The 21,119-nt window shown below is 42.3% G+C and carries 23 protein-coding genes; 2 read left to right on the top strand and 21 right to left on the bottom strand.

From position 1 onward, the window contains the following. Positions 1 to 83: 83 nt before the first annotated feature. Positions 84 to 1,250 (bottom strand): TraB/GumN family protein, encoded by a 1,167-nt coding sequence (locus QUF73_00905; protein MDM5224764.1) that lies wholly within the window; start codon positions 1,248 to 1,250, stop codon positions 84 to 86. Positions 1,251 to 1,474: 224 nt separating this feature from the next. Here QUF73_00905 and QUF73_00900 point away from each other — a divergent pair, with 224 nt between their 5' ends. Further along, complete coding sequence (locus QUF73_00900) at positions 1,475 to 2,101, top strand: metal-dependent hydrolase (GenBank protein ID MDM5224763.1); 627 nt, start codon at positions 1,475 to 1,477, stop codon at positions 2,099 to 2,101. A gap of 28 nt (positions 2,102 to 2,129) precedes the next feature. Here QUF73_00900 and QUF73_00895 read toward each other — a convergent pair whose 3' ends face one another. The 8 genes from QUF73_00895 to QUF73_00860 all read right to left on the bottom strand — a co-directional run bounded on the left by QUF73_00895 (position 2,130) and on the right by QUF73_00860 (position 10,372). Continuing rightward, complete coding sequence (locus QUF73_00895) at positions 2,130 to 2,576, bottom strand: GyrI-like domain-containing protein (protein MDM5224762.1); 447 nt, start codon at positions 2,574 to 2,576, stop codon at positions 2,130 to 2,132. 121 nt (positions 2,577 to 2,697) lie between these two features. Next, the gene (locus QUF73_00890) at positions 2,698 to 2,907 is read right to left on the bottom strand and encodes a DNA-binding protein (GenBank protein MDM5224761.1); all 210 of its coding nucleotides are present in this window, start codon (positions 2,905 to 2,907) and stop codon (positions 2,698 to 2,700) included. A 13-nt stretch (positions 2,908 to 2,920) separates the two neighbouring features. Continuing rightward, the gene (locus QUF73_00885) at positions 2,921 to 6,139 is read right to left on the bottom strand and encodes a DEAD/DEAH box helicase (GenBank protein ID MDM5224760.1); all 3,219 of its coding nucleotides are present in this window, start codon (positions 6,137 to 6,139) and stop codon (positions 2,921 to 2,923) included. A gap of 119 nt (positions 6,140 to 6,258) precedes the next feature. Beyond that, entirely contained in the window at positions 6,259 to 6,723 is a 465-nt protein-coding gene (locus QUF73_00880; GenBank protein ID MDM5224759.1) for a hypothetical protein, read from the bottom strand. A gap of 234 nt (positions 6,724 to 6,957) precedes the next feature. Next, the gene (locus tag QUF73_00875) at positions 6,958 to 7,578 is read right to left on the bottom strand and encodes a LysE family translocator (protein MDM5224758.1); all 621 of its coding nucleotides are present in this window, start codon (positions 7,576 to 7,578) and stop codon (positions 6,958 to 6,960) included. Positions 7,579 to 7,682: 104 nt separating this feature from the next. After that, complete coding sequence (locus QUF73_00870; GenBank protein ID MDM5224757.1) at positions 7,683 to 8,633, bottom strand: rhodanese-related sulfurtransferase; 951 nt, start codon at positions 8,631 to 8,633, stop codon at positions 7,683 to 7,685. Between the two features lie 134 nt (positions 8,634 to 8,767). Then, entirely contained in the window at positions 8,768 to 9,793 is a 1,026-nt protein-coding gene (locus QUF73_00865; GenBank protein MDM5224756.1) for a DUF2332 domain-containing protein, read from the bottom strand. 15 nt (positions 9,794 to 9,808) lie between these two features. Then, the gene (locus tag QUF73_00860; GenBank protein MDM5224755.1) at positions 9,809 to 10,372 is read right to left on the bottom strand and encodes a histidine phosphatase family protein; all 564 of its coding nucleotides are present in this window, start codon (positions 10,370 to 10,372) and stop codon (positions 9,809 to 9,811) included. Positions 10,373 to 10,440: 68 nt separating this feature from the next. On the opposite strand from QUF73_00860, the gene QUF73_00855 reads away from it, so the two are divergent. Next, positions 10,441 to 10,581: a hypothetical protein gene (locus tag QUF73_00855; protein ID MDM5224754.1), complete on the top strand. Its 141-nt coding sequence runs from the start codon at positions 10,441 to 10,443 to the stop codon at positions 10,579 to 10,581. Positions 10,582 to 10,599: 18 nt separating this feature from the next. On the opposite strand, the gene QUF73_00850 is transcribed toward QUF73_00855, so the two are convergent. The 12 genes from QUF73_00850 to QUF73_00795 all read right to left on the bottom strand — a co-directional run bounded on the left by QUF73_00850 (position 10,600) and on the right by QUF73_00795 (position 20,948). After that, the gene (locus QUF73_00850) at positions 10,600 to 11,214 is read right to left on the bottom strand and encodes a GNAT family N-acetyltransferase (protein ID MDM5224753.1); all 615 of its coding nucleotides are present in this window, start codon (positions 11,212 to 11,214) and stop codon (positions 10,600 to 10,602) included. Continuing rightward, complete coding sequence (locus QUF73_00845; GenBank protein MDM5224752.1) at positions 11,211 to 11,699, bottom strand: NUDIX domain-containing protein; 489 nt, start codon at positions 11,697 to 11,699, stop codon at positions 11,211 to 11,213. The genes QUF73_00850 and QUF73_00845 overlap by 4 nt, the downstream gene beginning before the upstream one ends. A 22-nt stretch (positions 11,700 to 11,721) precedes the next feature. Next, positions 11,722 to 12,468, bottom strand: coding sequence for a class I SAM-dependent methyltransferase (locus tag QUF73_00840; GenBank protein ID MDM5224751.1), 747 nt, complete (start codon positions 12,466 to 12,468; stop codon positions 11,722 to 11,724). An 11-nt stretch (positions 12,469 to 12,479) separates the two neighbouring features. After that, positions 12,480 to 12,938 (bottom strand): GNAT family N-acetyltransferase, encoded by a 459-nt coding sequence (locus QUF73_00835; GenBank protein ID MDM5224750.1) that lies wholly within the window; start codon positions 12,936 to 12,938, stop codon positions 12,480 to 12,482. Between the two features lie 15 nt (positions 12,939 to 12,953). Next, a complete protein-coding gene (locus QUF73_00830; protein MDM5224749.1) occupies positions 12,954 to 13,613 on the bottom strand; it encodes a hypothetical protein in 660 nt (219 codons plus the stop codon). Between the two features lie 14 nt (positions 13,614 to 13,627). Then, a complete protein-coding gene (locus QUF73_00825; GenBank protein ID MDM5224748.1) occupies positions 13,628 to 13,780 on the bottom strand; it encodes a hypothetical protein in 153 nt (50 codons plus the stop codon). 90 nt (positions 13,781 to 13,870) lie between these two features. After that, the gene (locus QUF73_00820) at positions 13,871 to 14,392 is read right to left on the bottom strand and encodes a DinB family protein (GenBank protein MDM5224747.1); all 522 of its coding nucleotides are present in this window, start codon (positions 14,390 to 14,392) and stop codon (positions 13,871 to 13,873) included. A gap of 63 nt (positions 14,393 to 14,455) precedes the next feature. Beyond that, positions 14,456 to 14,929 carry a GyrI-like domain-containing protein gene (locus tag QUF73_00815; protein MDM5224746.1) on the bottom strand — a complete coding sequence of 158 codons (474 nt, stop codon included), beginning with the start codon at positions 14,927 to 14,929 and terminating at the stop codon, positions 14,456 to 14,458. A 14-nt stretch (positions 14,930 to 14,943) separates the two neighbouring features. Beyond that, the gene (locus tag QUF73_00810; GenBank protein MDM5224745.1) at positions 14,944 to 16,104 is read right to left on the bottom strand and encodes an alanine--glyoxylate aminotransferase family protein; all 1,161 of its coding nucleotides are present in this window, start codon (positions 16,102 to 16,104) and stop codon (positions 14,944 to 14,946) included. A gap of 70 nt (positions 16,105 to 16,174) precedes the next feature. Continuing rightward, positions 16,175 to 17,017, bottom strand: coding sequence for a nuclease-related domain-containing protein (locus QUF73_00805; GenBank protein MDM5224744.1), 843 nt, complete (start codon positions 17,015 to 17,017; stop codon positions 16,175 to 16,177). 372 nt (positions 17,018 to 17,389) lie between these two features. Continuing rightward, complete coding sequence (gene cysI, locus QUF73_00800) at positions 17,390 to 19,111, bottom strand: assimilatory sulfite reductase (NADPH) hemoprotein subunit (protein ID MDM5224743.1); 1,722 nt, start codon at positions 19,109 to 19,111, stop codon at positions 17,390 to 17,392. 25 nt (positions 19,112 to 19,136) lie between these two features. Beyond that, positions 19,137 to 20,948 (bottom strand): assimilatory sulfite reductase (NADPH) flavoprotein subunit, encoded by a 1,812-nt coding sequence (locus tag QUF73_00795; GenBank protein ID MDM5224742.1) that lies wholly within the window; start codon positions 20,946 to 20,948, stop codon positions 19,137 to 19,139. Positions 20,949 to 21,119: the final 171 nt, after the last annotated feature.

Here is a 21,119-nt window from a genome sequence, read left to right as displayed (position 1 = left end):
CATCCCGAACCAGAAGCTAGCACTTTTTTCTTTATTGATAATTCATAGTCAACGGCCTTTCAGGTTTGGCATCAAAAATCTCATTAAATATTCTCAAAAAATGTTTTTAAAACATCGGCTCCGCCAATAAAAGTACCGATCGAGCTTCCAATATTGGAAAGTACCACGATGAGTAATATACGGGTTACTTTATTGCGCCAAAATCCTTTTACAGTAAAAACATCCTCTGAAAGAGTTTCGAAATCACGGACATTTGGGCGGCGAACATATGCCTGCGCCAGACCAGCAAACCAGCCTGATGCCAATAGAGGGTTTAAGGAGGTTATTGGCGCTGCTATAAATGCTGTCAGAATCGTAAGCGGATGACCCAATGCAACCGCTGCCCCAAGAGCTGATAAAGATCCATGCCATAGAATCCAGCTAAAAGTCTGGGAAAGCCCTGCTGTTGGGTTTGCTATGAACGTATAGGCAATGATGGCAATAATCATAATAGGAATACTCCAGCCGACAATCTTTGGAATATTGGATTTTGGCGGGCGCTCTGTCAATTTAGCCATATCCTGTTCTTTTTTGATTTCCTCTTTGATCCCCGGTACATGGGCTGCCCCAAGCACCGCCACTATTTTTTCTCCTGGTGCATCTTTAATTTTTTGTGCAAGGTATTGATCCCGCTCGTCAATGAGTGGTTTCTTTAATCGCGGAAAACTATCTGTAAATTCATTTAGAATCGCATTTATCGTATCCTGATTTTTCATTTTCTCAAGTTCTTCTTCAGTTATGGTATCTTTGCTGAAAATACTTGCTATTACTTGACTAAGAAGCAGGGATTTTCCTTTTAAACCGAGGTTGCCCCAAATCCTTGCAAAGGTAATCTGAATATTCCGGTCAGCCAGAACAAGCTTTGCCCCGGCAGCCTTGGCTGATTCAATTCCCTGAATCATTTCCTGGCCGGCTTTAATGCCGAATTGGTCAGCCATGCGGTTTTGAAAGGATGAAATCGCCAGATTCATTAAAAGCAGCGATGCCTTCTTCTCCTTAATTACCTGGATAATATCCATTTCCTTCCACTTGCTGCCTTCTGTAATCGATTGGTATCTCTGTTCATCCAATTCCACACAAACAGAGTCAGGCTGTTCAGCCTCAATGACTTCCTTTACCTGTTCTGCACTGTGCTTTGAAACATGTGCTGTTCCTATCAGTATGTATTCCTTGCCGTCTAAATGAATCCTCGTTATGTTTTCCTCTGACATAAATACCTTCCTTAGATACAAATTCTATTATGTATACATATAGCTCAATGTACTGTTCATTATACCATGAACTCTTTTAAGTATGCCCAGGATAATGAACTCTGAGGAGAATTTAGCCCTAAATAACAAAATAATCTATCAAACCCTAAAACAGAACAAATGTTTTGATATAATATAAGAATGCATGAAAAAAATGCAAATATATTATAAAGGTGGAATTTATATTGAATGGTACCGCCCATGCAGCGATTGGAGCAGCAGCAGGATACGTGGTTGCGAACACTGTTCATGCCAGCCCATCCACAACTCTATTATTAGTAGGACTCGGCAGCGTTTCTGGATTAATCCCGGACCTCGACATTGATGGAAAACTTCGTGACCGGCTTACACTTTCACATGAAGTCGTTCGGACAGTTGCCCAAATCATAGGAATTTTAATGATCATTTATAGCTTCTATGAAGGCTCCCCGAAAGAGAAATGGCTGGGAATCGCTATAGGGATCAGTATGACCGCCATTTCTGCGAAAATCAGGCAAAAGCATATGCTGACCATTACGGGAATTGGCGTCCTGGCAGGAGGCATCTCTTTGCAGGAACTTTGGCTGATATTATTTGGGATTTATATATTGATAGCTTCCTTCGTTTCCCACCGCAGTTATACTCATTCCATCCTGGGTGTTATTTTTTTTGGATTCATCTCTGCCAAATTTGAAACATCACTTGGCATAGAGGGGGTATTTTATACATGCCTTGCCGGTTATATAAGCCATTTGATAGCCGATTCAAAATTGCTTCCATTTAATAAAAGGGGCATAAAGCTCTTTCTCCCGATTTCGGCGAAAGAGATCTAAGACAGACAGCCGCTCAGAATTTGAGCGGTTAGTTTTTGACTGGAATGTATACTTCTGCATCCTCTTCTTCATTTTCAACCGGATAATAAACTTCCAAAATATAATGATCAGGGGAATCCTGCGTATTGCCCTGCTCCTTAATCCAATTGTTAAGACGTGTATACAGGCCGCCCATGTCGGCTCCCTTTCCTCTGATTGATGCATAAGTATGCTGTACCTCTATATATTCCATCCCATCCGGCAGTGTCTCAGGTTTCTCATGAACTAAGTAACCGACTAAAAATATTCCCTCAAAGTGGTCTTCCCCTCTCTTAGGTTCATAAATGGACACTTCAAGTCCGCTGCTATGCTGTACAAGATGGCCCTGCTTCAAGAAACTTTGAGCTGCTTCAGGCACCAAATGGGCATAATCCTTAAATAGCCCTTTGTTCCTTATGACTACTGCTTTAAATTCCTGCGATACAACTTTACACATTAAGAATCCCTCCAAACTTTTATTAATAATAATTTCTCTAACTATTGGAAAATTCCTCCTTTAAGCTGTTTTCCCTTGGATTGATAAAAAAAGACGCGTCTCAAGAGTCGCGTCTTCCATACTAAACTTTAAATGACCATCCTCTGTCTGCCATTGCCTTACGGAGTTTTGCCATGGCATTCGGGCCCATTCCGTGAAGATCCAGCAATTCTGCTTCAGTAGCAGCGGTTAACTGTTCCAGTGTAAAATAGCCTGCCCCTTCAAGTGCACGCACTGCTGGCTTTGCCAGCTTTTCAGGGAAGCCGCTCCCCTTCAGATTATTTTCAGGCATGGAATTTCTCCTTTTAGATCATTAATATTTCGCATATATCTTCTTCCGTCAGGCTTTCGGCTGCACTATCATTCGAATCGATGATTTCTTCAATTAGGTTTTTCTTCTTAACCTGAAGTTCATTCATCTTCTCTTCGATGGTGCCTCTCGACAATAATTTTATAACCTGGACGGTATTCTTCTGCCCTATGCGATGAGCCCGGTCGGCTGCCTGTTCCTCAACGGCAGGGTTCCACCACAAATCATATAAGATGACTGTATCTGCACCAGTCAAATTTAGACCCGTACCGCCTGCTTTTAATGAAATCAGGAAAAAATCGCGCTCTCCCTCATTAAATCGGCGGCAGATTTCCACCCTTTCCCCGGAAGGTGTCTGTCCATCCAGGTAGAAAAACGGCAGACCCAGAAGGGCAAGTTCTCTGCCAATTAGGTCTAGCATTTTAGTGAACTGCGAAAAGATAAGCACTCTTCTCCCTGACAACCTGGATTCTTCTATAATTCTCTTGAGCTGTTCAAATTTTGCCGAACTCCCTTTATATCCATCCACAAATAAAGCAGGGTGGCAGCAAATCTGACGGAGCCGTGTCAAACCGGCAAGAATTCTTATGCGGTTTTTTCTGAGTGTGTCTTTATTTAAATGCTTTAAGGTATCTTCTCTCAGTTTTGCCAGATAAGCCGCATAGAGCTTCTTCTGTTCCGGCAGCAATTCAGCCGAATCAATAAGCTCCATCTTTTCAGGCAGCTCTGAGAGAACATCTTCTTTCAGCCTCCTGAGCATGAAGGGACTTACCCTTCTGGCAATCGTCTTCCTTGTTAAATTGCCGTAATCCTTTAAGCCGCCAAACAATTCAGGGAAGACGACATGAAAAATAGACCACAGTTCTTCCGCGGAATTTTCAACGGGAGTGCCTGTTAAAGCAAAGCGATATTTGGCTTTAATTTTCTTTACTGCTCTCGCTGTTTGAGTTACCGGATTTTTAAATGCCTGTGCTTCATCGAAAAAAACCGTGTAAAAATCCTGCATCTCATACCATTTAATATCTTTAAGCACAAGCGGATAGGAAGTTATCACCACATCAATGCCAGATAGGTCCTTCTGTAGCTCAGCCCGGTCATTTTGAGTTCCGTCGATGACAATTGCCTGGATGTCCGGTGTGAACTTCGTCAGTTCGCTTAACCAGTTATACGTCAAGGATGAAGGGCACACAATAAGTGCAGGACCGGTATATTCCCGAATAGCCTTAAGATCAGACTGAATAAACGCAATGCTTTGCAGTGTCTTCCCCAGTCCCATATCATCAGCTAAGATGCCGCCAAATCCATAATGAGCCATTGTCTTTAACCATTTAAAGCCGTTTTTCTGATATTCCCTCAAAATAGGATTCAGGCTTTCCGGCACAGGAGTCTGGAGGCATGATGGATTCTGAAGCTCTTCTAAAAACTCCCTGAAGGATTCCTCATGAAGGAACATCTCCGGATCACCAGCTGCGTCCAGCATTCTAAGACCAGATACAATCGGCATGTTCAAGCCGCTCTCCAGGTCCTCAGCCTGCTCAGGCACAGCTTTCAGAAAACGCTGGATTTCCTCAAATTCTCTTGTTTCCAAAGAAAGGAGCGCGCCATTTTTCAGGCGATAGAATTTCCGTTTCTCCTCAAGTGCAAATAATACATCCCGTATCTCCTGATCAGCTATGCCGGTCAATTCAAACTTGAATTCCAGCCAATTCGTCCGCTCTTTTTTCATTTTTATCCGTATCTGCGGTTTGGCATTCTCCCTGAAAATACGGTTTCTGACAGACGTAGTCGCATATATTTGCACTAGTTTTTGCAGTTTAGGGATAACATGATAAAGGAATTCATATTCCAGCTCTTCATTTTGCAGAAAATAGCCGCCATCCGTCTTTGCAAAAGAGCTTTCCTCCATAAGCTGAAGGATCTCATCCTCTAATTCCACATCTCTAATAATCCGCGTGCCTCCCTTCGGCTCTCTTCTCTCCAGCGGATTGATCACGATATTTTCATAATGAAATTCAATTCCTGCCAGAAGCCGGTTCCGCAGACGATCTAAGTATAGCTTGGCAATCAAAGGTGTTTTCATAAATTTTTGTGACATGTCTTCAGAAATATGGACATCCCCCAGCTTTCTAAGTCCTGGGACCACTTTTTCCAGAAACAGTTCCATTTGTTCAGCAGCAATCGGAATCTGGCTTCTCCCGGCTGACTCCAGCATTTGTGTTAAATCATATAATCGCTGGCAATCTTCTTTATTGAGCGTGATGAATTTGCCGCCAGATAGAACAGCATTATACGAATCCAGGATCAGCATTCGATCCAGGCCAAAAACATTTAAATAACATTTCTCCTCTTTTTCGCTGAGTTCAAACCTTAAAGGCAGCCTTTCCTTTGAAAAAGCCATCCTTTCAAATGTTTTCCCCATTATCTCTAGCCTTACTTTCTCAGCGAGCGCCAAAACAGGCTTCAGCCGTTCCCACGATGATGGAGGAATTAAGAGCATATGCTTGGTCGCAGTATAATCGAAATCACCCATTAAAGCATTTATATAAATGGATTCATCGTGTATAAGCTGTATCAGCTGCTGAAGGACTGCATCAGCTTCTGCCGCGAAACAATGCAAAGCGGGGTCGCAGGTAAAAGATAATGATAATCGGCTTGGTTCTCCCTCTTTAACTGAGTGAAGAAATTGCCGGATATCAAGGACAGCGATTGGGCCGATGGTACATTTTATTGCTAACAAATAATGCCCCTTCCCTAAATGTACAGGCACACATGTGAATTCTGGATGGAGCACCTGCCTGTTTTCAAAATGAAGCTGGTGTCTGCTTGACCTTCTTGGCTGTTCACTGAAAAGTGTCATGAGACCATCCGTTAAGGCGTGTTCGGGAGAAACCCCAAGGGTGCCTGCTGAATCCTTTATCATGGGCGATCTGTGCTGCTGCATTTCATAAATTGCCAGCAGCACAGCCGCTGCATGCTGGCATTCTTTATCAAACGAAGCTAGCTTTGGACAGCTGCACAATGTCTTAAAACTGTTTCCGGATGTTTTCTCGACCGAAACGAAAAAATCCTCACCAGCAGATACTGCTGCTTCACAAATCTCATCATTGTATTTCTTTATCGTTACCTTCTTATTACGGAAAAAAGCGTCCCCTCTTTTGAAGGAGACAGTGCCGCACATTTCTTTTATCAATTTGTGAGTCAATTTAATATCCACAAACGTTCTCCTTCCGGGAATATGTATACTTAAATTGTATCACAGTCATCTGCCATAAATCATTTCATCTAACACAAAAAGGGAGAGCACATCTCCCTTTTAAATCATCATTTATATTATTATTTAAGCTCCTCTTCCAGCCTCGTAATCAGCTTATAGAATTTGACCATCAATAAAAGCAGCATGGGATCAAGTATAGCTGCATGCCATAATCTCCACCAGCCATAATTAAAATAGCCCCAGGGCTCGGGCAATAAAGCAATGACTTCATACAGCAAAATGGCAACTACCCAAAAAATGATATAAGAAAAACGTTTAATGAGATCCCCTCTAAAAGGATACCAATTCAGAAACATCATGTTAACTGGGGGTACCAGAACAATATGTGCCAGCAGTCCTGCCCAGTTTGGCTCCTTATCAAAGTACCAATATCCCCAGTATTTAAACTCAATCATGATATCAAATATAAGCTGAGCTGAAATTGTGAATGTCCATATATGTAAAATTTGATTTTTATTCAGACGCTTTTTTGTTGTAAATGCAATGAAATTAAAAAGAATGGCAGCTATTATCAGTCCAAACATGAGCAGAGTCCTTTTTATTTGTTAATGTCTCTTAGATGGCTTTTATTATTCATGATTTGGTAACATTATTCATATACCAATTCATATTAGAAGGAGATTTTGATGGAGTGCTCATTACTTTCAAAGTATCTTCCGGCCATTGAAAAGCTGCCAAAAGGCGAGCCGCTGATGAAGGATCAATTAAACTATTAAAAAAACTGCTTTAACCTTTTTAGAGGTTAAGCAGTCGCTTCCTTAAGGCTGTTTCTCAAGTGCCAATTTAATGCCAAAGCCCATTAAGACCACACCAGAAACTCCTTGAATTGCATTATTAACAGAAGGTTTTCTCAGCCAGGCCCTAAAGAAGTCAATCAAATATACATAGAAAAAGAACCAGATGATTGTTATAAGAGTATATATTAAGCCCATCGCAAGAAATTGCGCAAAGTGATTCCCTTCCGAACTTAAAAACTGAGGAAAGAATGTTAAAAAGAACACAGCTACTTTTGGGTTGGACACACAAGTAAAAAATCCTTGCAGAAAATGCGATTTGTTCTTCTTATGCTTTCTATCCGTATCAGCTGGTTCTTGTTTATTGGATAGAGACTTTAACGAAACGATGCCCAAATAAATAAGATATAGCGCACCAGCATACTTAATAAAAGAAAAAATGTAAGCAGACTTTACAATTAATGCCGATAAGCCAAATACAACAGCCATTGTATGGACCATCAGCCCTGCGACAGATCCGAACATCGTTTTAATGCCGCTTTTTTTCCCGCTTGAGATCGTATTTTGAATCAGGATTCCTGTATCAGGTCCCGGCAAAATGACGAGCAGAAACGACATAAACAGAAATAATAATATATTCTCCATATCCCATCCACCTCATAAAAATTATTAAGAATATTATATCAGCTTTCACGAAGTTTCCTATAAAAAAGAGCAGTTTCCATAAAGGAAAATCTGCTCTAATCGTCTTATGCTCTTACTTTTTCTAATCTTCCTTCCACTTCTGCCTCGGAAAGGCCATGTTCAGCAACATAACGGTTTCGTGGGTGCGTGCGGCATTCATCAGAACAGCTGCGCATATATTTATGCTCATTTTCTTCAGAGCATAGGATCTTTTTATTGCATGCAGGATTTGCACAGTTGACATAGCGTTCACAAGGCTCACCTGTGAAGTAATCCTTCCCTACGATTACATGCTCCTTTTGGTTAACCGGAATGCCAATGCGATCATCGAATACATAAAGCTGGCCGTCCCAAAGCTGTCCCTGTACTTCCGGATCTTTTCCATAAGTGACAATTCCTCCATGAAGCTGTGCTACATTTTCAAATCCTTCTTTTACAAGCCAGCCGGAGAACTTTTCACAGCGGATGCCGCCTGTGCAATACGTAATTATCTTTTTATCGCCAAGCAATTCTTTATTTTCACGGACCCAATCCGGCAGATCACGGAAATTTTTGATATCAGGCCTGATCGCCCCTCTAAAGTGGCCCAGATCATATTCATAATCATTTCGTGCATCTAACACAATTGTGTCTTCATCCTGAAGTCTTTCGAAGAACTCTTTTGGCTCCAAGTATTTGCCAGTAACCTCGTTCGGGTTCACATCGTCTTCAAGGCGAAGAGTTACAAGCTCGGGACGTGCACGAACCTTCATCTTAGGAAATGCATGTCCATCCGCTTCATCTATTTTGACAACCATCTCTGCAAAGCGCGGATCCTGCTTCATTGCTTCCATATACCGGTCGGTCTGTTCCACTGGTCCGGAAACAGTCCCGTTTATGCCTTCATTCGCAACAAGAATACGCCCCTTAAGGCCCAGCTCAGTGCAAATTGCTTTATGCTCTTTTGCAAACTCCTCAGGGTCCTCAATCGGAACATACATGTAGTAAAGTAAAACTCTGTATGGTTTTTGACTCATTTGTATTTCCACCTATCACTTAATATTTGCAAGATATATCTGTTAATAGGTTAAAACAATATATACTTACCTAGATAAGTATAACAGATGATGTCAAGTTTCAAAATTTTAGCGGTACGAAATAGTAATGAAGCTTAATTCAATTCCCATGTGAACCACTTTCCATGCCCCTCTGTTTGGCCGACCAATTTCTTATATTCTTTGGAATCCAGATAATAATCAAGATGCAGATTCCGGTCCTGGATATTGTTATAAAGATGAAAGATATCCCTGATTTGTCCGCTTGCTTTTATTTTTCCAAGCAGATTCTCTTTTACTTCTAAGGGCATTTGATTCGCCACATGGGTGTGGAAAACACAGATTGAATGTTCATCAGGTATACCTTCAATCAGACTTGTCAAAAGCTCAACACCATCTCCTTCTATCAGGCTGATTGGATTTTCTTTCACACATTGGGCAGCTTTTTCGAATAAAGTTCTTCTCTCCTGGTGTTCAGGCCAGATAAGTGATTTCAGCCATAGAAAATCTTCCCCATTATTCAGGTCATTTATATGCAGATCGACTCCAGTTCTTGAAGCTATCGGCGGCATTTCTGGCGGAAAAATCGGGACATGGGCTCCTTTGACTTCAGAGGTTAAATGAACATTCGCGTTTGGATTCCCGTATGTTTCACCGGTTCCATAAGAGTAGCTGTATTTATCCCAAAAAAGCTGCAGGCCGGCGCTTGTCCCGATTTCAATCAAGGCAAGGGGCTTTTTGGTTTGCTGAAAAATCCAGGCAAACACCGGGTATAAGTAAGCACAGCGCCTAACTTCATTCGTCTGGACTAATTTTTCTTTTACTATTTCTTCAATTTCCTGTGAATTTAGCCTGCAGAAATCTTTAAAGCTCTGGAAAGACTCCTGAGGGTTTCTTGGATTCTCCACTAAACCTGGATAAAATCCCTTCAGTTCATGCTCTTTCCCGCTTAAAAGCAGATAATGAATGGCCCCAAGAAATAAATTTGGCACAGGCTGGCCGTCTCTCGCTTCAGATGCCAAAACCAGCAATTCCTCATCCCCTGCAATTTTGTAAGACAAGAACTCATAAAAATCACTGGATCCGTGACATTCATATTGTCCAAATGTTTTAAATCTCGATGAAAGATTATGTGTTAACATTCTCCATCCCCTCCGTTATGAGATGTAAGTATTTGCATTCCAGTGCTTTGAACCTGTTTTCCTCTTCCCGATCCACCCAGCTTTTTGAAGTTCCCTCGCAATTAAAAGGTTGAAAAAACCGTGACCTACGAGAACAGCAAAGTGATGTTCTTTTGCAATAGAGGTTAATGTTAATGATGCTTGCTTTGCCCGTAATTTTGCATCCCTGTATGATTCACAGCCTTGTGAATAGCCGCATAACCATAGTAATCTTAATAACACAGCCCAGGTATTTGGCCTTAATCTCATACCCGGAAATTTACCGGCAGGTATGGGCAATTCAGTTTCCCTGAATAATGGATCTGTCTGTATCTTTGCAGAAGGATTTATGCTTTTGGCCGACTCGATTGACCTTTTTAAATCACTTGTGAGTAAAAAAGATGCTGAAATTCCTTTTTCTTTTGCGTCAGAAGAGCAAGTCTCACCCTCAAGAATCCCTAAGTGGTTATACATTTTAACCCATTTTTTAAATTCACGGTTATTCATGCGGTGATTTTCCATTAGCGATGACCTGCCATGTCTGATAAGTGTTATTTCCATTTAAAAACCCCAAAATTTATATATTTTTTTCCTTTATGGATAATTTAATTAACATGGAGGTGAATACCATGCGGGAACAAAAATATCCAAACGTAAAACTCGGCGGCAAAAAGGTACAGGAAAAAGGAAATGGCGGAGACCAGGTCCGTGGACATGAACAGGAAAACAGAAATGGCACATTTAATACAAACTCAAAATCAGATAGATAATGGAATGACGGGACACCCTCAAAGTGGGAGGGTGTCTTTTGCTGTTATGTAATTATGTGCTGCTGTTTTTATATTAGATACCCAATCCTTTTTTCTGATAATGTAATGGAAATATGGTTCACCGTCGATTTCCATTTCTCCAGCAAGCTGAAATCCGCACTTTCGCAGAACGCGAATGGAACTGGAATTGCTTGTTAATGCAACGGCATTCAGTGTTTCAAGAACTGTTTTTTCAAATAGAAATCCCATTAGCCCTTTTGCAGCAAGCGTGGAATATCCTTTATTTCGGTAGTGTTTTGAGAGGGCATAGCCAATTTCCCTGTTCGGCTCCGGCAATTCATCTTTTATTCCTGTATTGCAAAAACCAATAAACTCTCCAGTTTCCTTTAGTATGATTCCCAAATTCAAAAATCCTGCATCTTTCAGGTCAGGCATCGAGGACCTAAATTTTTTATTCGCAGGAATTTCATAATTCTCCATCCAGTTAATACGCTGTTCAAGCGCAGCCTGCGCACCCGGAATAAACTTATAAACTTCGGGCTGTAAAGTAATTTCATAAAGTGCTGGCACATCTTCCATCCTGTATTCCCTAAGGATGATCTCACCGCAATCGATCATTATTTCTTCATTCATTTTTTCATATCCATTGGATACACATCCAGTGTGTGTTCTTCGATCAAATCTATGTATCTTTTATGTTTAACATATTCCAAGATGTGATCTTTCATATTAGGATACAACACTATATTGGTCAGCTCTGAAAGCGGCACCCACTTAACACCTGTCTGGTTAGGATCCGGGGCTGAAGGCATTTTAGGCGATGAGCCTTCCCTTAACCGGCTTTCAAACATTAGGCCCAGTGAATGTATCTGGCCATACCGAAATTCATTTAAGTGAGGGGCATATTCATAAACGAATGCCAATGGGCCGACCATCACATCCACAGATGCTTCTTCTTTCGCTTCCCTTTTCACTGCATCTAAAACAGATTCATTAGGTTCAACCCCTCCTGCAGGCAAATTGTAATGAAGGCCTCTTTCATCCTGAAACTCAATCATTAGAATCGAATTATTTTCTATAATAACTGCACCTGCTCTGACTCTGATATGATAGGTCATTCGGTCTCAACCTCCTTTTCTTCTAAAGCTTTCTGCATTTAATAATAAAAGCAGCGGGTATAGCTCTCGTTTTTTCATAGGAATACCATCGGTTGGCATGCCGCTGAACATCTTCCTCAGTAAGGCTGACATCTTCAATTACCCTTTCAATCACAAACCCGTTTTCTATTAATAGATTGATATATGTACTTAGTTTATATTGCTGCATAATGGCAGGCTGGTTCCAGGCTATATGCTGATAGGAGCCTTCATCAAGATAGGATTTATCCATAATTAATGCTCCATTTTCAGCCTTAATCCGGTTATACATCGGATGTTCCCAGCTGAAAATAAACATCCCTCCTGATTTAAGGTAGTGATGAACGTTTTTAAGCGTCCTGTCTAAATTCGTGGTCCAGCCGATGGCATAGATGGAAAAAACGACATCGAAATAATCAGCAGGGATTCCCGGATTTTGTTCCATCGGGGATTCAAACAGTTTTACTCGTGAAGATGAATTTACTAGAAGCTCCTTTGCGGATTCGATTTGCCTGGAAGACAAATCCAATCCCCATAATTCACCTGCTCCGAGCTGGTCCAAATATTTTAGGGAATGGCCGCTTCCGCACCCGATCTCCAGCATCTTTAAGCTGCGCACATCTCCGAACAATTGAAGATAATCTTCAGTTGGCGCCAGCGGTCCATATTCAGGCAGCGGATTGCGCCCATAAAATCTTCTAGCCGCTTCATCCCAGCTTTTCTTATTTATTTCCAGTGTTTCAATAATCATAAATATCTCCTTTATACCGAAAAATAGTAAACTTCTTCCTCTCCCCAAATCTCTCCGGTCGGGGAAAATCCGAAGTTCTTATACAGATTCCTTGCGTGATGATTATCTTTATGAATAGTTAAGCGGATTTCCTCGCATTGGGGAAATTTAGTTTTTATCCAGCTGATCATCTCGGCTAAAGCTGCACCGCCATAGCCTCTGCCCTGATAATTCTGGTCAATAAAAAAACCGTTAATCCAATACATGTCAGCCGTATCCGGTTCATAGGCATGCATGATAAAACCAACCATTTTTTCATTGTCATATATTGAAAATGGAATATACTCTACTGCATCCCCATCTGGTTTAATATATACCTTTGCAAGTGAAACGGCAGCTGAAGGAACGAAATCACGCTGCGTTTCTTTTACCTTCATCTTAATGGCTTCTTCCCAGTTGTCTCTTGTGACGGGTTTTAACTCAATGTTCATTTCTTCAGCACCTTCTTATAATTTCCTGTTTTTATCACCTGACTTAATAATGATGCTTACATAAGCAGCTTCTCCACTCTCAACGTGGTTTTTGATTTGTGACACATCAATCTCTTTCTCAATATGAACAACCTTTGCTTCGTTAGGGAGCAGTTTAACGTTATTGAGTTCTCCACTGTTCATTAATGAAAACATCTGGAAATCCTCTTCAGTTAAATATCTGTCCTTGAAGCCGATTGTAAAAGACACTTCATCATTGCTGTAATTTTCAAATGGCAGCTCACAAATTCCCTTCAATGTTTCTTCACTAATCATTTCAAATGTACACAAACTTTCATCTTTAACATAGGAAACGGCATAAATCCCATCTGCCAGCGTTTTTTGGTAGGCTTCCGCCAGAAAAGGAGGTAGAAGGGAAACGATGATGATAACGGCAAAGAAAGATCGCAAATGATATCTTTCAAGTGAACGATGTAGAAAGACCATGCCCAGCACAAGTAAAAGGAGAATGAAAACCCCTGCATAATGAAATCCATCTGCTGATTTTATGGGAATATTTAAAATCATTAATGCTGCTTCACCTAGTGGATTTTCATGGGGAAAAGGAAAGTTTAAAGCTATGGAAATAACGATTAAGGCAACCGATGCCACAAAGAGCTTTTTATTTTTTATCAAGGCAGATTTCCCCTTTACTCCTTTTTTGCGGATCCAAACGATGCCCCTAAAGAAACTCCCATGGCAATGCCCAATGCCCAATTTTCAAAAAGCATTCCAAAAACTAAACCAAGCGACAGACCATATACCATTCCGAATCCTGAATGACCCCAGTATTTTTTGTTCATAATTTTTAACCGCCTATAAATGTGTTACCTTTTATACGAACAAAAGATACATTAGTTTCATATTTTTGGAAAAACCAGACGGTTGCCTTATCACCTCTGAGTTGCCAGCTGTCTTTTTATCACTCTTATTTGTCCGCGATGGCTAATTTCATCCTCCATAACGTGATACCAGAACCAATAATTATTAAAGGTCACTCCGTTGCTCCACTTTCCTTCGTCGTATAGCCAGCAATCTTTTTTGGATGCTAGAAGTTTTAACGTTTTTCCTCTTATTGCAGACAGTTCCTCCAAATAATATTCAAGAGGATGACCATTAATTTCATTCCTTGCCTTCTCGCCCAGTTCATATGCGGCGGCCCATCTTGAATGTTCTTCATCATTAAGATCTCTATTTTCAAAAGTAATGATTTGGTGAACATATTCAATAAATCCTATATGCTTCAAAAGTGAGCCAATTGAATTGCTGCCTGGATCAGGAAGAAAATCCAATTCAGCCTGTGTTAAGCCTGATATATCTTCCAGAGTTACTTCTCTGGCATGTTCAAGCATTGACACAAGTTCTCCTATTTTTTCATCGTTGCCCTTCCCATGCTTAATACGGTAATCGATCATACTTGCATTCTCCAATCCTGTAATGTTCAGGAAAAAGACTGCCGGGAAGGCAGTCTTTTAACATTATGCTATCGTGTCCATCAGCTCTATATCTAAATCCTCAATACTCTTCCAGCTATGATGGATTTCTATGTGCCACTTATTTTTCAGCCGCTTGTATCCCTTTTCTTCAATCCAGCTGTGCAATTCCCTATAGGAATTTCCAATCTCACCATTAGGTCCTTTGTGCCGGATAGAAGCATATTTTTGCGGTGGAATTTCCAATGAGAACATACCATCAGGAACACTAATAAATTCCTTTACCTCAATGCCAATCCAATATCCGTCTTCTTCAGGAGAGTCTTCCTCCACTTTGAAGGCACCAACAAGCCGATCTGGATTTACAGCTCCCTTAATTTCTGTAAGGCGGCCCGATAATAGATTTATAGCCTGCGGAATTTCAGCTAGATACTGATCCGGCGGGCATAAGACGCGGATCCCTATCAGTTTCAATTCTCCGAGTTCTGTCTCAGCCGCTCGCAAAGTCAAATCAGACATCTTTTCCCTCCTTACTAAGCAACAGGCAATGCAAGTTCTCTAAACCTATCAACTGCTTTTTGGATATCAGCTTCAAAGCCCGCTTCGTTCATTGTCTCACCGATCAGCACAATGGCTTTTTCAAGCATGTCTTCAGTCGTATTCCCCATATGGCCGATTCGGAACGCTTTTCCTGCTAGATGAGCCAGTGCTCCGGCAACAATGACACCTTTTTTCGCCAGAGATGCACGGAATTCAGCATCATCCATTCCTTCAGGGTAAAGGATACAGCTCAAAGTTGCTGCTGCGGCATTTTCAGCGGCAATTGCCTTCATTCCATATTCAGCAAGTGCAGCCCTGACAGCTTTTCCATATGCTTCATGGCGCTTGTACCGATTATCCATTCCTTCAGCCAAGACCAGTTTCATGCCCTCATCATAGGCATAAATCAGATTAACAGGCGGTGTAGCAAAGTACTTTTGAGGGTCATGCATAATCGGAATCCAATTATAGATATCGCAATAGTAGGCAGGAACCCGTTCCATTTGTTCCCTGGCAGCCAGTGCTGTCCCATTGAATGCGACAACAGCGAGTCCTGGCGGGACACCAATCGCCTTCTGTGAACCTGTCAAAACGACATCAATTTTCCCTTCGCCATATGACTTGCTCATATCCTCCTCCATTGCGGCTGTCGCACAGACCCCATCTAAAATGACAAGAGCCCCGTGCTTTTTAATGATAGGAACTAATGTATCCAGGTCAGCCGCAACACCAGTAGAAGTATCAGCATGGGTAATCGTCACAGCTTTATAGGAATGGGACGCAAGTTTTTCCTCAACCGCTGCGGGATCCACCTGCTTTCCCCATTCGGACTGAATGATATCTGCCTTGATTCCGAACGCCTTGGCTAAGTGCTGAAAACGATCACCAAAGAAGCCCTGACTTATAATCAAAATTCTTTCTCCAGCTGCAACCGTGTTAACCAGAGCCATCTCCATTGCAATCGTCCCGGACCCAGAGATTACAAACACTTCCCCATCCGTCTTCAGCATCTCCCTAGTCTTCTCAATCGCATTTTTATAAATAGCCGCAAACCTGGGATCCGTATGCCCCCTTGTCTCCTGTGCCATCGCATCATAAATCGAATCTACAACAGGCGTCGGCCCTGGAATCAAAAGCATTTCCTCGTTTGGCATGAATATTCCTCCTTGATAGGTTTATAGATATCTAAATGTTTCGACATTTACTATCAAATACCTCTTTTAATTACCTTTTGATTGGTGTTTCTTCGGAGAAAATTAGTGTATATCTTCTATTTTTATGAGAGCCGGTTTGCGGGAGATTGAGGGATTGGAGGAGTCGGGTTGCGGTATAGGAAGAAGAAATATGCAGAAAGTTTCTGAGTTCCTTGTTCGTGATGGCAGCCCCCAGCAAAAGGCTGTAGTCATGCAATGCTTTCATATGTGCTTCTTTGCTGGTTATCTTGCATTTAGGACATCTCCAGGTGCGACTTACTCTTTCGAGAGGCAGAAAGCTGCAGGCAGGGCAGAATACACCCGTAAGAATTTCAGATTGATTTATCTGGAATCTTGATAGTATTGAGCTTTCCTGCTCTGTATTTTGCTTTTTTAATAAGCGAATGACCTTTTTAAGGAGTTTATCACTGATTTCTCTATTAATGGACTTTCCTATTTGCTCAATTTTAATAGGGAGAGTATTTCGGTGTATAACTTTACGACTGAGGTCAATATGTGGAGGAATGACTTTTATTCCTGTATGCGGATTACTTATGACTACAAATGAATAGACCGGTAAATTTTCAATACTGACATTGGCATTAAACCAACTTCTAAGTTGCGATGCCTGTCTATTCACCTGAATTATAGGGCAGGGAAAAACTTGCTCTTTTCCATTCTTTATACGAATTAATTGATTATATAATGTATCAAAATGCAGGATACCTGTTATATTTTTCACTTCAAGTATTAGAGCAAACTTTTTTGTAAGTATAAGAGTATCGATTTGGAAAAAGCGGACATTATCTGGCAGGCGGAGATCATGAAGGATAAAATATTCCTTACTATCTAGAAAATCAAGAGGAAAATCCAATGAAGCTTCTCCTTTATAGCCTGCAAGTCTTTTATTCAGTTCTTCGTTAATGATAGGGATTTTTGGGTGATGAGCTGGAAGCCTGCGGAGGAGAGCTTCTGTTTTACGGATTAAAAGAGGGATTTTTCGTTCTTTAAGGATCATTTTTTCACTCCATTCTTGTTTCATTCCAAAAAATTCTACAATACTCCGTCAAATCCTCTAAGAAAAACTTCAAAGATAATGTTTATGTGCGGATAGCCAAAAATTATGTGCGGATAAACAATTTTGTGTGCGTATAGGCAGAAATATGTGCGGATAGAAATATTTACGTGCGTTCGGCTCCGGCACACAAAGAAAAAAGACAGGGCCCCCGCCCCGTCTTTCTCAAGCTCAATCATGAAAATTAGTCCCGTCCGTTGTCGCTTCAATAATCCCCGCCCGGACCACGAAATCGCCAAAATGCTCGCTGACCTGTCGTTCACGGGCGTAGCGCGGCAGGATGATGCGCAGCTCGTTCAGGATTTCTTCTTCGCCAATGTTTTCGCGGTACATTTTGCTGAGGCGGCTGCCGTCAAATGCTGCCCCGAGATACATATTGTACTTGCCAACAGCCTTGCCGATAAAGCCGATTTCGCCGAGTGCGTGACGGGCGCAGCCGTTCGGGCAGCCGGTCATGCGGATCGTGATTTCTTCATTCCGCAATCCCGCCTCATCAGCGATCTCCTCAATTTTATCGACCAATCCAGGAAGATAGCGTTCTGCCTCGGCCATTGCCAGGCCGCATGTCGGAAGGGCCACACAGGCCATGGATCCGCGGCGCAATGCACTATAGCGGCTTCCGTCTGTTAAGCCATATTCATTAATCAGCGCCTCGATCTTTGCCTTATCTTTTGTTGACACACTTCCGATAATGAGGTTCTGGTTGGCAGTCAGCCTGAAATCGCCTTTATGAACTCTGGCAATCTCACGCAATGCTGTTTTCAGTTTATATCCATCGAAGTCTGCCACACGGCCGCCTTCGATGAACATCGTAAAATGCCATTTTCCGCGGACACCCTTTACCCATCCGTAGCGGTCTCCGTTGGAATCAAACTTGAATCCGCGAGCTTCATCCAGTTTCCAGCCCAGCCGGTTTTCCAGCTCTACAATAACTGTTTCCAGACCAAGGCGGTCAACCGTATATTTAAAACGGGCATTTTTCCGGACTGAGCGGTTGCCGTAATCGCGCTGAATCGTAATTATCTTCTCGGCCACTTCATAAATCTTATCAGGTGTCACAAAGCCGATCACTTTCGAAAGCTGCGGATAGGTCGCCTTATCTCCATGGGAAAAGCCCATTCCGCCGCCGATTGCCACGTTAAAGCCTGCCAGCTTGCCGTTTTCCACAATAGCAATGAAGCCAAGATCCTGGGAAAAGACATCAATGTCATTGGAAGGCGGTACAGCAATCCCGATTTTAAATTTACGGGGCAAATAAAGCGGGCCATACATCGGCTCAACCTCTTCATCCACTTCAGGAGAGCCGGCTACTTTTTCTTCATCCAGCCATATTTCATGATAGGCACGTGTGCGAGGCAGAAGATCGTTACTTAGCATCTTTGCCAGCTCATACACTTCCGAATGAATCTCAGATTGATCGGGATTGGAGATGCACATTACATTACGGTTTACATCGCCGCAAGCCGCTATCGTATCAAGCATCGTCGAATGGATTGCCTGGATTGTCTTTTTCATATTCCATTTTAGGATTCCATGCATCTGGAAGGTCTGGCGCGTAGTCAGTTTTAAGGTGCCGTTGCCATATTTCTCAGCTAAATCATCCACGACAAGCCATTGCTCTGGTGTTGCGACTCCGCCGGGAAGGCGCAGCCGGAGCATAAACTGGTAGGCAGGCTCAAGCTTCTGCTTCTGGCGTTCATTCCGCAGATCCCGGTCATCCTGCAGATAGCTCCCGTGGTGCTTCATTAATCTGTTATCATCATCGGGAATTCCGGCGCTGATTCTGTCCTGCATAACTTCCGCCAGCGTTCCGCGCAAATAGTTGCTTCGATCCTTAATTCCCTCAACATCACTCGGAGGGCCATCCGGTGCTTTTAAGTTTGGGTTTACCATACTGTAAAACTCCTTTCCTTCCAAATCAATATACGTCGCGCTGGTAGCGTTTATTTTTCTGCATGCCGGCAAGATATTCTGAAGCCTGATCCCGGCTTAAACCGCCTTCTTTTTCAATAATATCTATGAGTGTGTTATGGACATCATGCGCCATGTTTTTCTCATCGCCGCAGATATAGACGGCTGCTCCTTCCTGAAGCCACTGGAATAATTCCTTGCTATTTTCCTGCATTCTATGCTGAACATAAACCTTCTCATCATCATCACGGGAAAAAGCGACATCCAGCTTCGACAAGACTCCATCCTTGAGCCACTTTTGCCATTCAGTCTGATAAAGGAAATCAGTCACAAAATGCTGGTCGCCAAAGAATAACCATGATTTCCCATCCGCGCCGCTTTCTTCACGCTCCTGCATAAATGATCGGAATGGTGCAATTCCGGTTCCAGGACCAACCATAATGATTGGTGTGTCCGGATTTTCAGGCAGTTTAAAGTTTTCGTTGTGCTGAATAAATACTGGCAGTGTATCGCCAGGCTGGAGACGCTCCGCACATAAAATGGAGCAGACCCCTTTGCGTTCACGGCCATGGGCATCATAGCGGACAGCACCGATTGTCAAATGAACTTCCTCGGGATTCGCCTCGAAGCTGCTTGAAATGGAATAAAGACGCGCAGACATCTTACGCAGTATAGAGACAAACTCCTGTGCCGAACTGTTCCATGGTTTAAAGTCACGGACTAAATCAATCAAGTCCCGCCCGTCCATATAGGATTTCAGTTGATTTCTGTCTGACACTAGCTGGTGCAGATCTTCATTTCCAGAAAGCTTTGCAGCCTTTTCAACAAGCGGTTTGGTCAGGACAGTAATCTCAAAGTGAGCCGTTAGCGCTTCTTTTAACGTTACTGTTTCCTCCTTCACTCCGACTGCTTCCTCAGGATCCCAGCTCATCTCAGCTAAAAGCAAGTCAACCAATTCAGGATCGTTTTCAGGATATACCCCAAGACTGTCACCAGGCTGATAAGTAAGACCTGAACCCTCTAGAGAAATCTCGAGATGGCGGGTTTCTTTATTGGAGCCGCGTCCATTGAGATTCAGATTTTCCAGAACTTCTGCCCGGAAAGGGTTGGACCGGGAATAGACTGACTCGGCAGGTGCTGAAGCTGAAACTGAAGCTGCTTCTGCAGGAGAAGGACTGCTGCTTTCCCCTTCGCTCAATCCGGCTAAAACTGCTTCCGCCCACTCTGCTGCAGGCTCCTCGAAATCAAGATCACAGTCCACTCTTGGCGTTATTCTTGTTCCGCCTAGTTCCTCCAGACGCTTATCAAAATCTTTTCCCGTTTGGCAGAAGAATTCATAGGAGCTATCGCCAAGTGCCAAAACAGAGTAACGGAAATCTTCCAGTTTTGGCGCCCTTTTTCCGTGAACAAATTCATGGAATGTCAAAGCGTTGTCTGGCGGATCTCCCTCACCATGGGTACTTACGACAATTAACAGGTTTTTGACCTTTTTAAGATTATTGGGCTTAAAATCACTCATTGCTGAAACCGTTACTTGAAAACCTCTCTCTTCAAGCGTTTTACCAGCTTTCTTTGCCAGATTCTGTGCATTCCCGGTTTGTGATCCAAATAAGATGGTCACATCCTTTGGAATGGCCTTCACCGCTGCCGGTGCCGGACGTTCTTCCACTGCCGGGGCAGCCTGCAATGATGAGGACTGTATCGCTGCAAGATATCCGCTCAGCCAGAGGGATTGTGTCTCTGTCAGAGTCGGAAGAAGACGATTAAGGAGCTCTGCCTGCTCCTGATTAAACGGACTGTTCATTACCTGAAGTTGCAACATGATCCACCTCGCAAACCAGCGCAAAAGGCTGGTTTTATAGTATTTCTTTAAATTTCCTCTTTTCCTATAAAAAAAGTCGGTTTTATACGTAAAAAATATATATCTATTACTTTACCGAATGATATTCCATTAGTAAAATAAATATTAATTATTGCAGCTATTAATATT

Source organism: Cytobacillus sp. NJ13 (genome assembly GCA_030348385.1).
In the GTDB taxonomy this organism is placed as follows: Bacteria; Bacillota; Bacilli; order Bacillales; family Cytobacillaceae; genus Cytobacillus.
The sequence above is the reverse complement of the archived record's forward strand: the minus strand, read 5'-3'. Positions and strand labels throughout refer to the sequence as shown.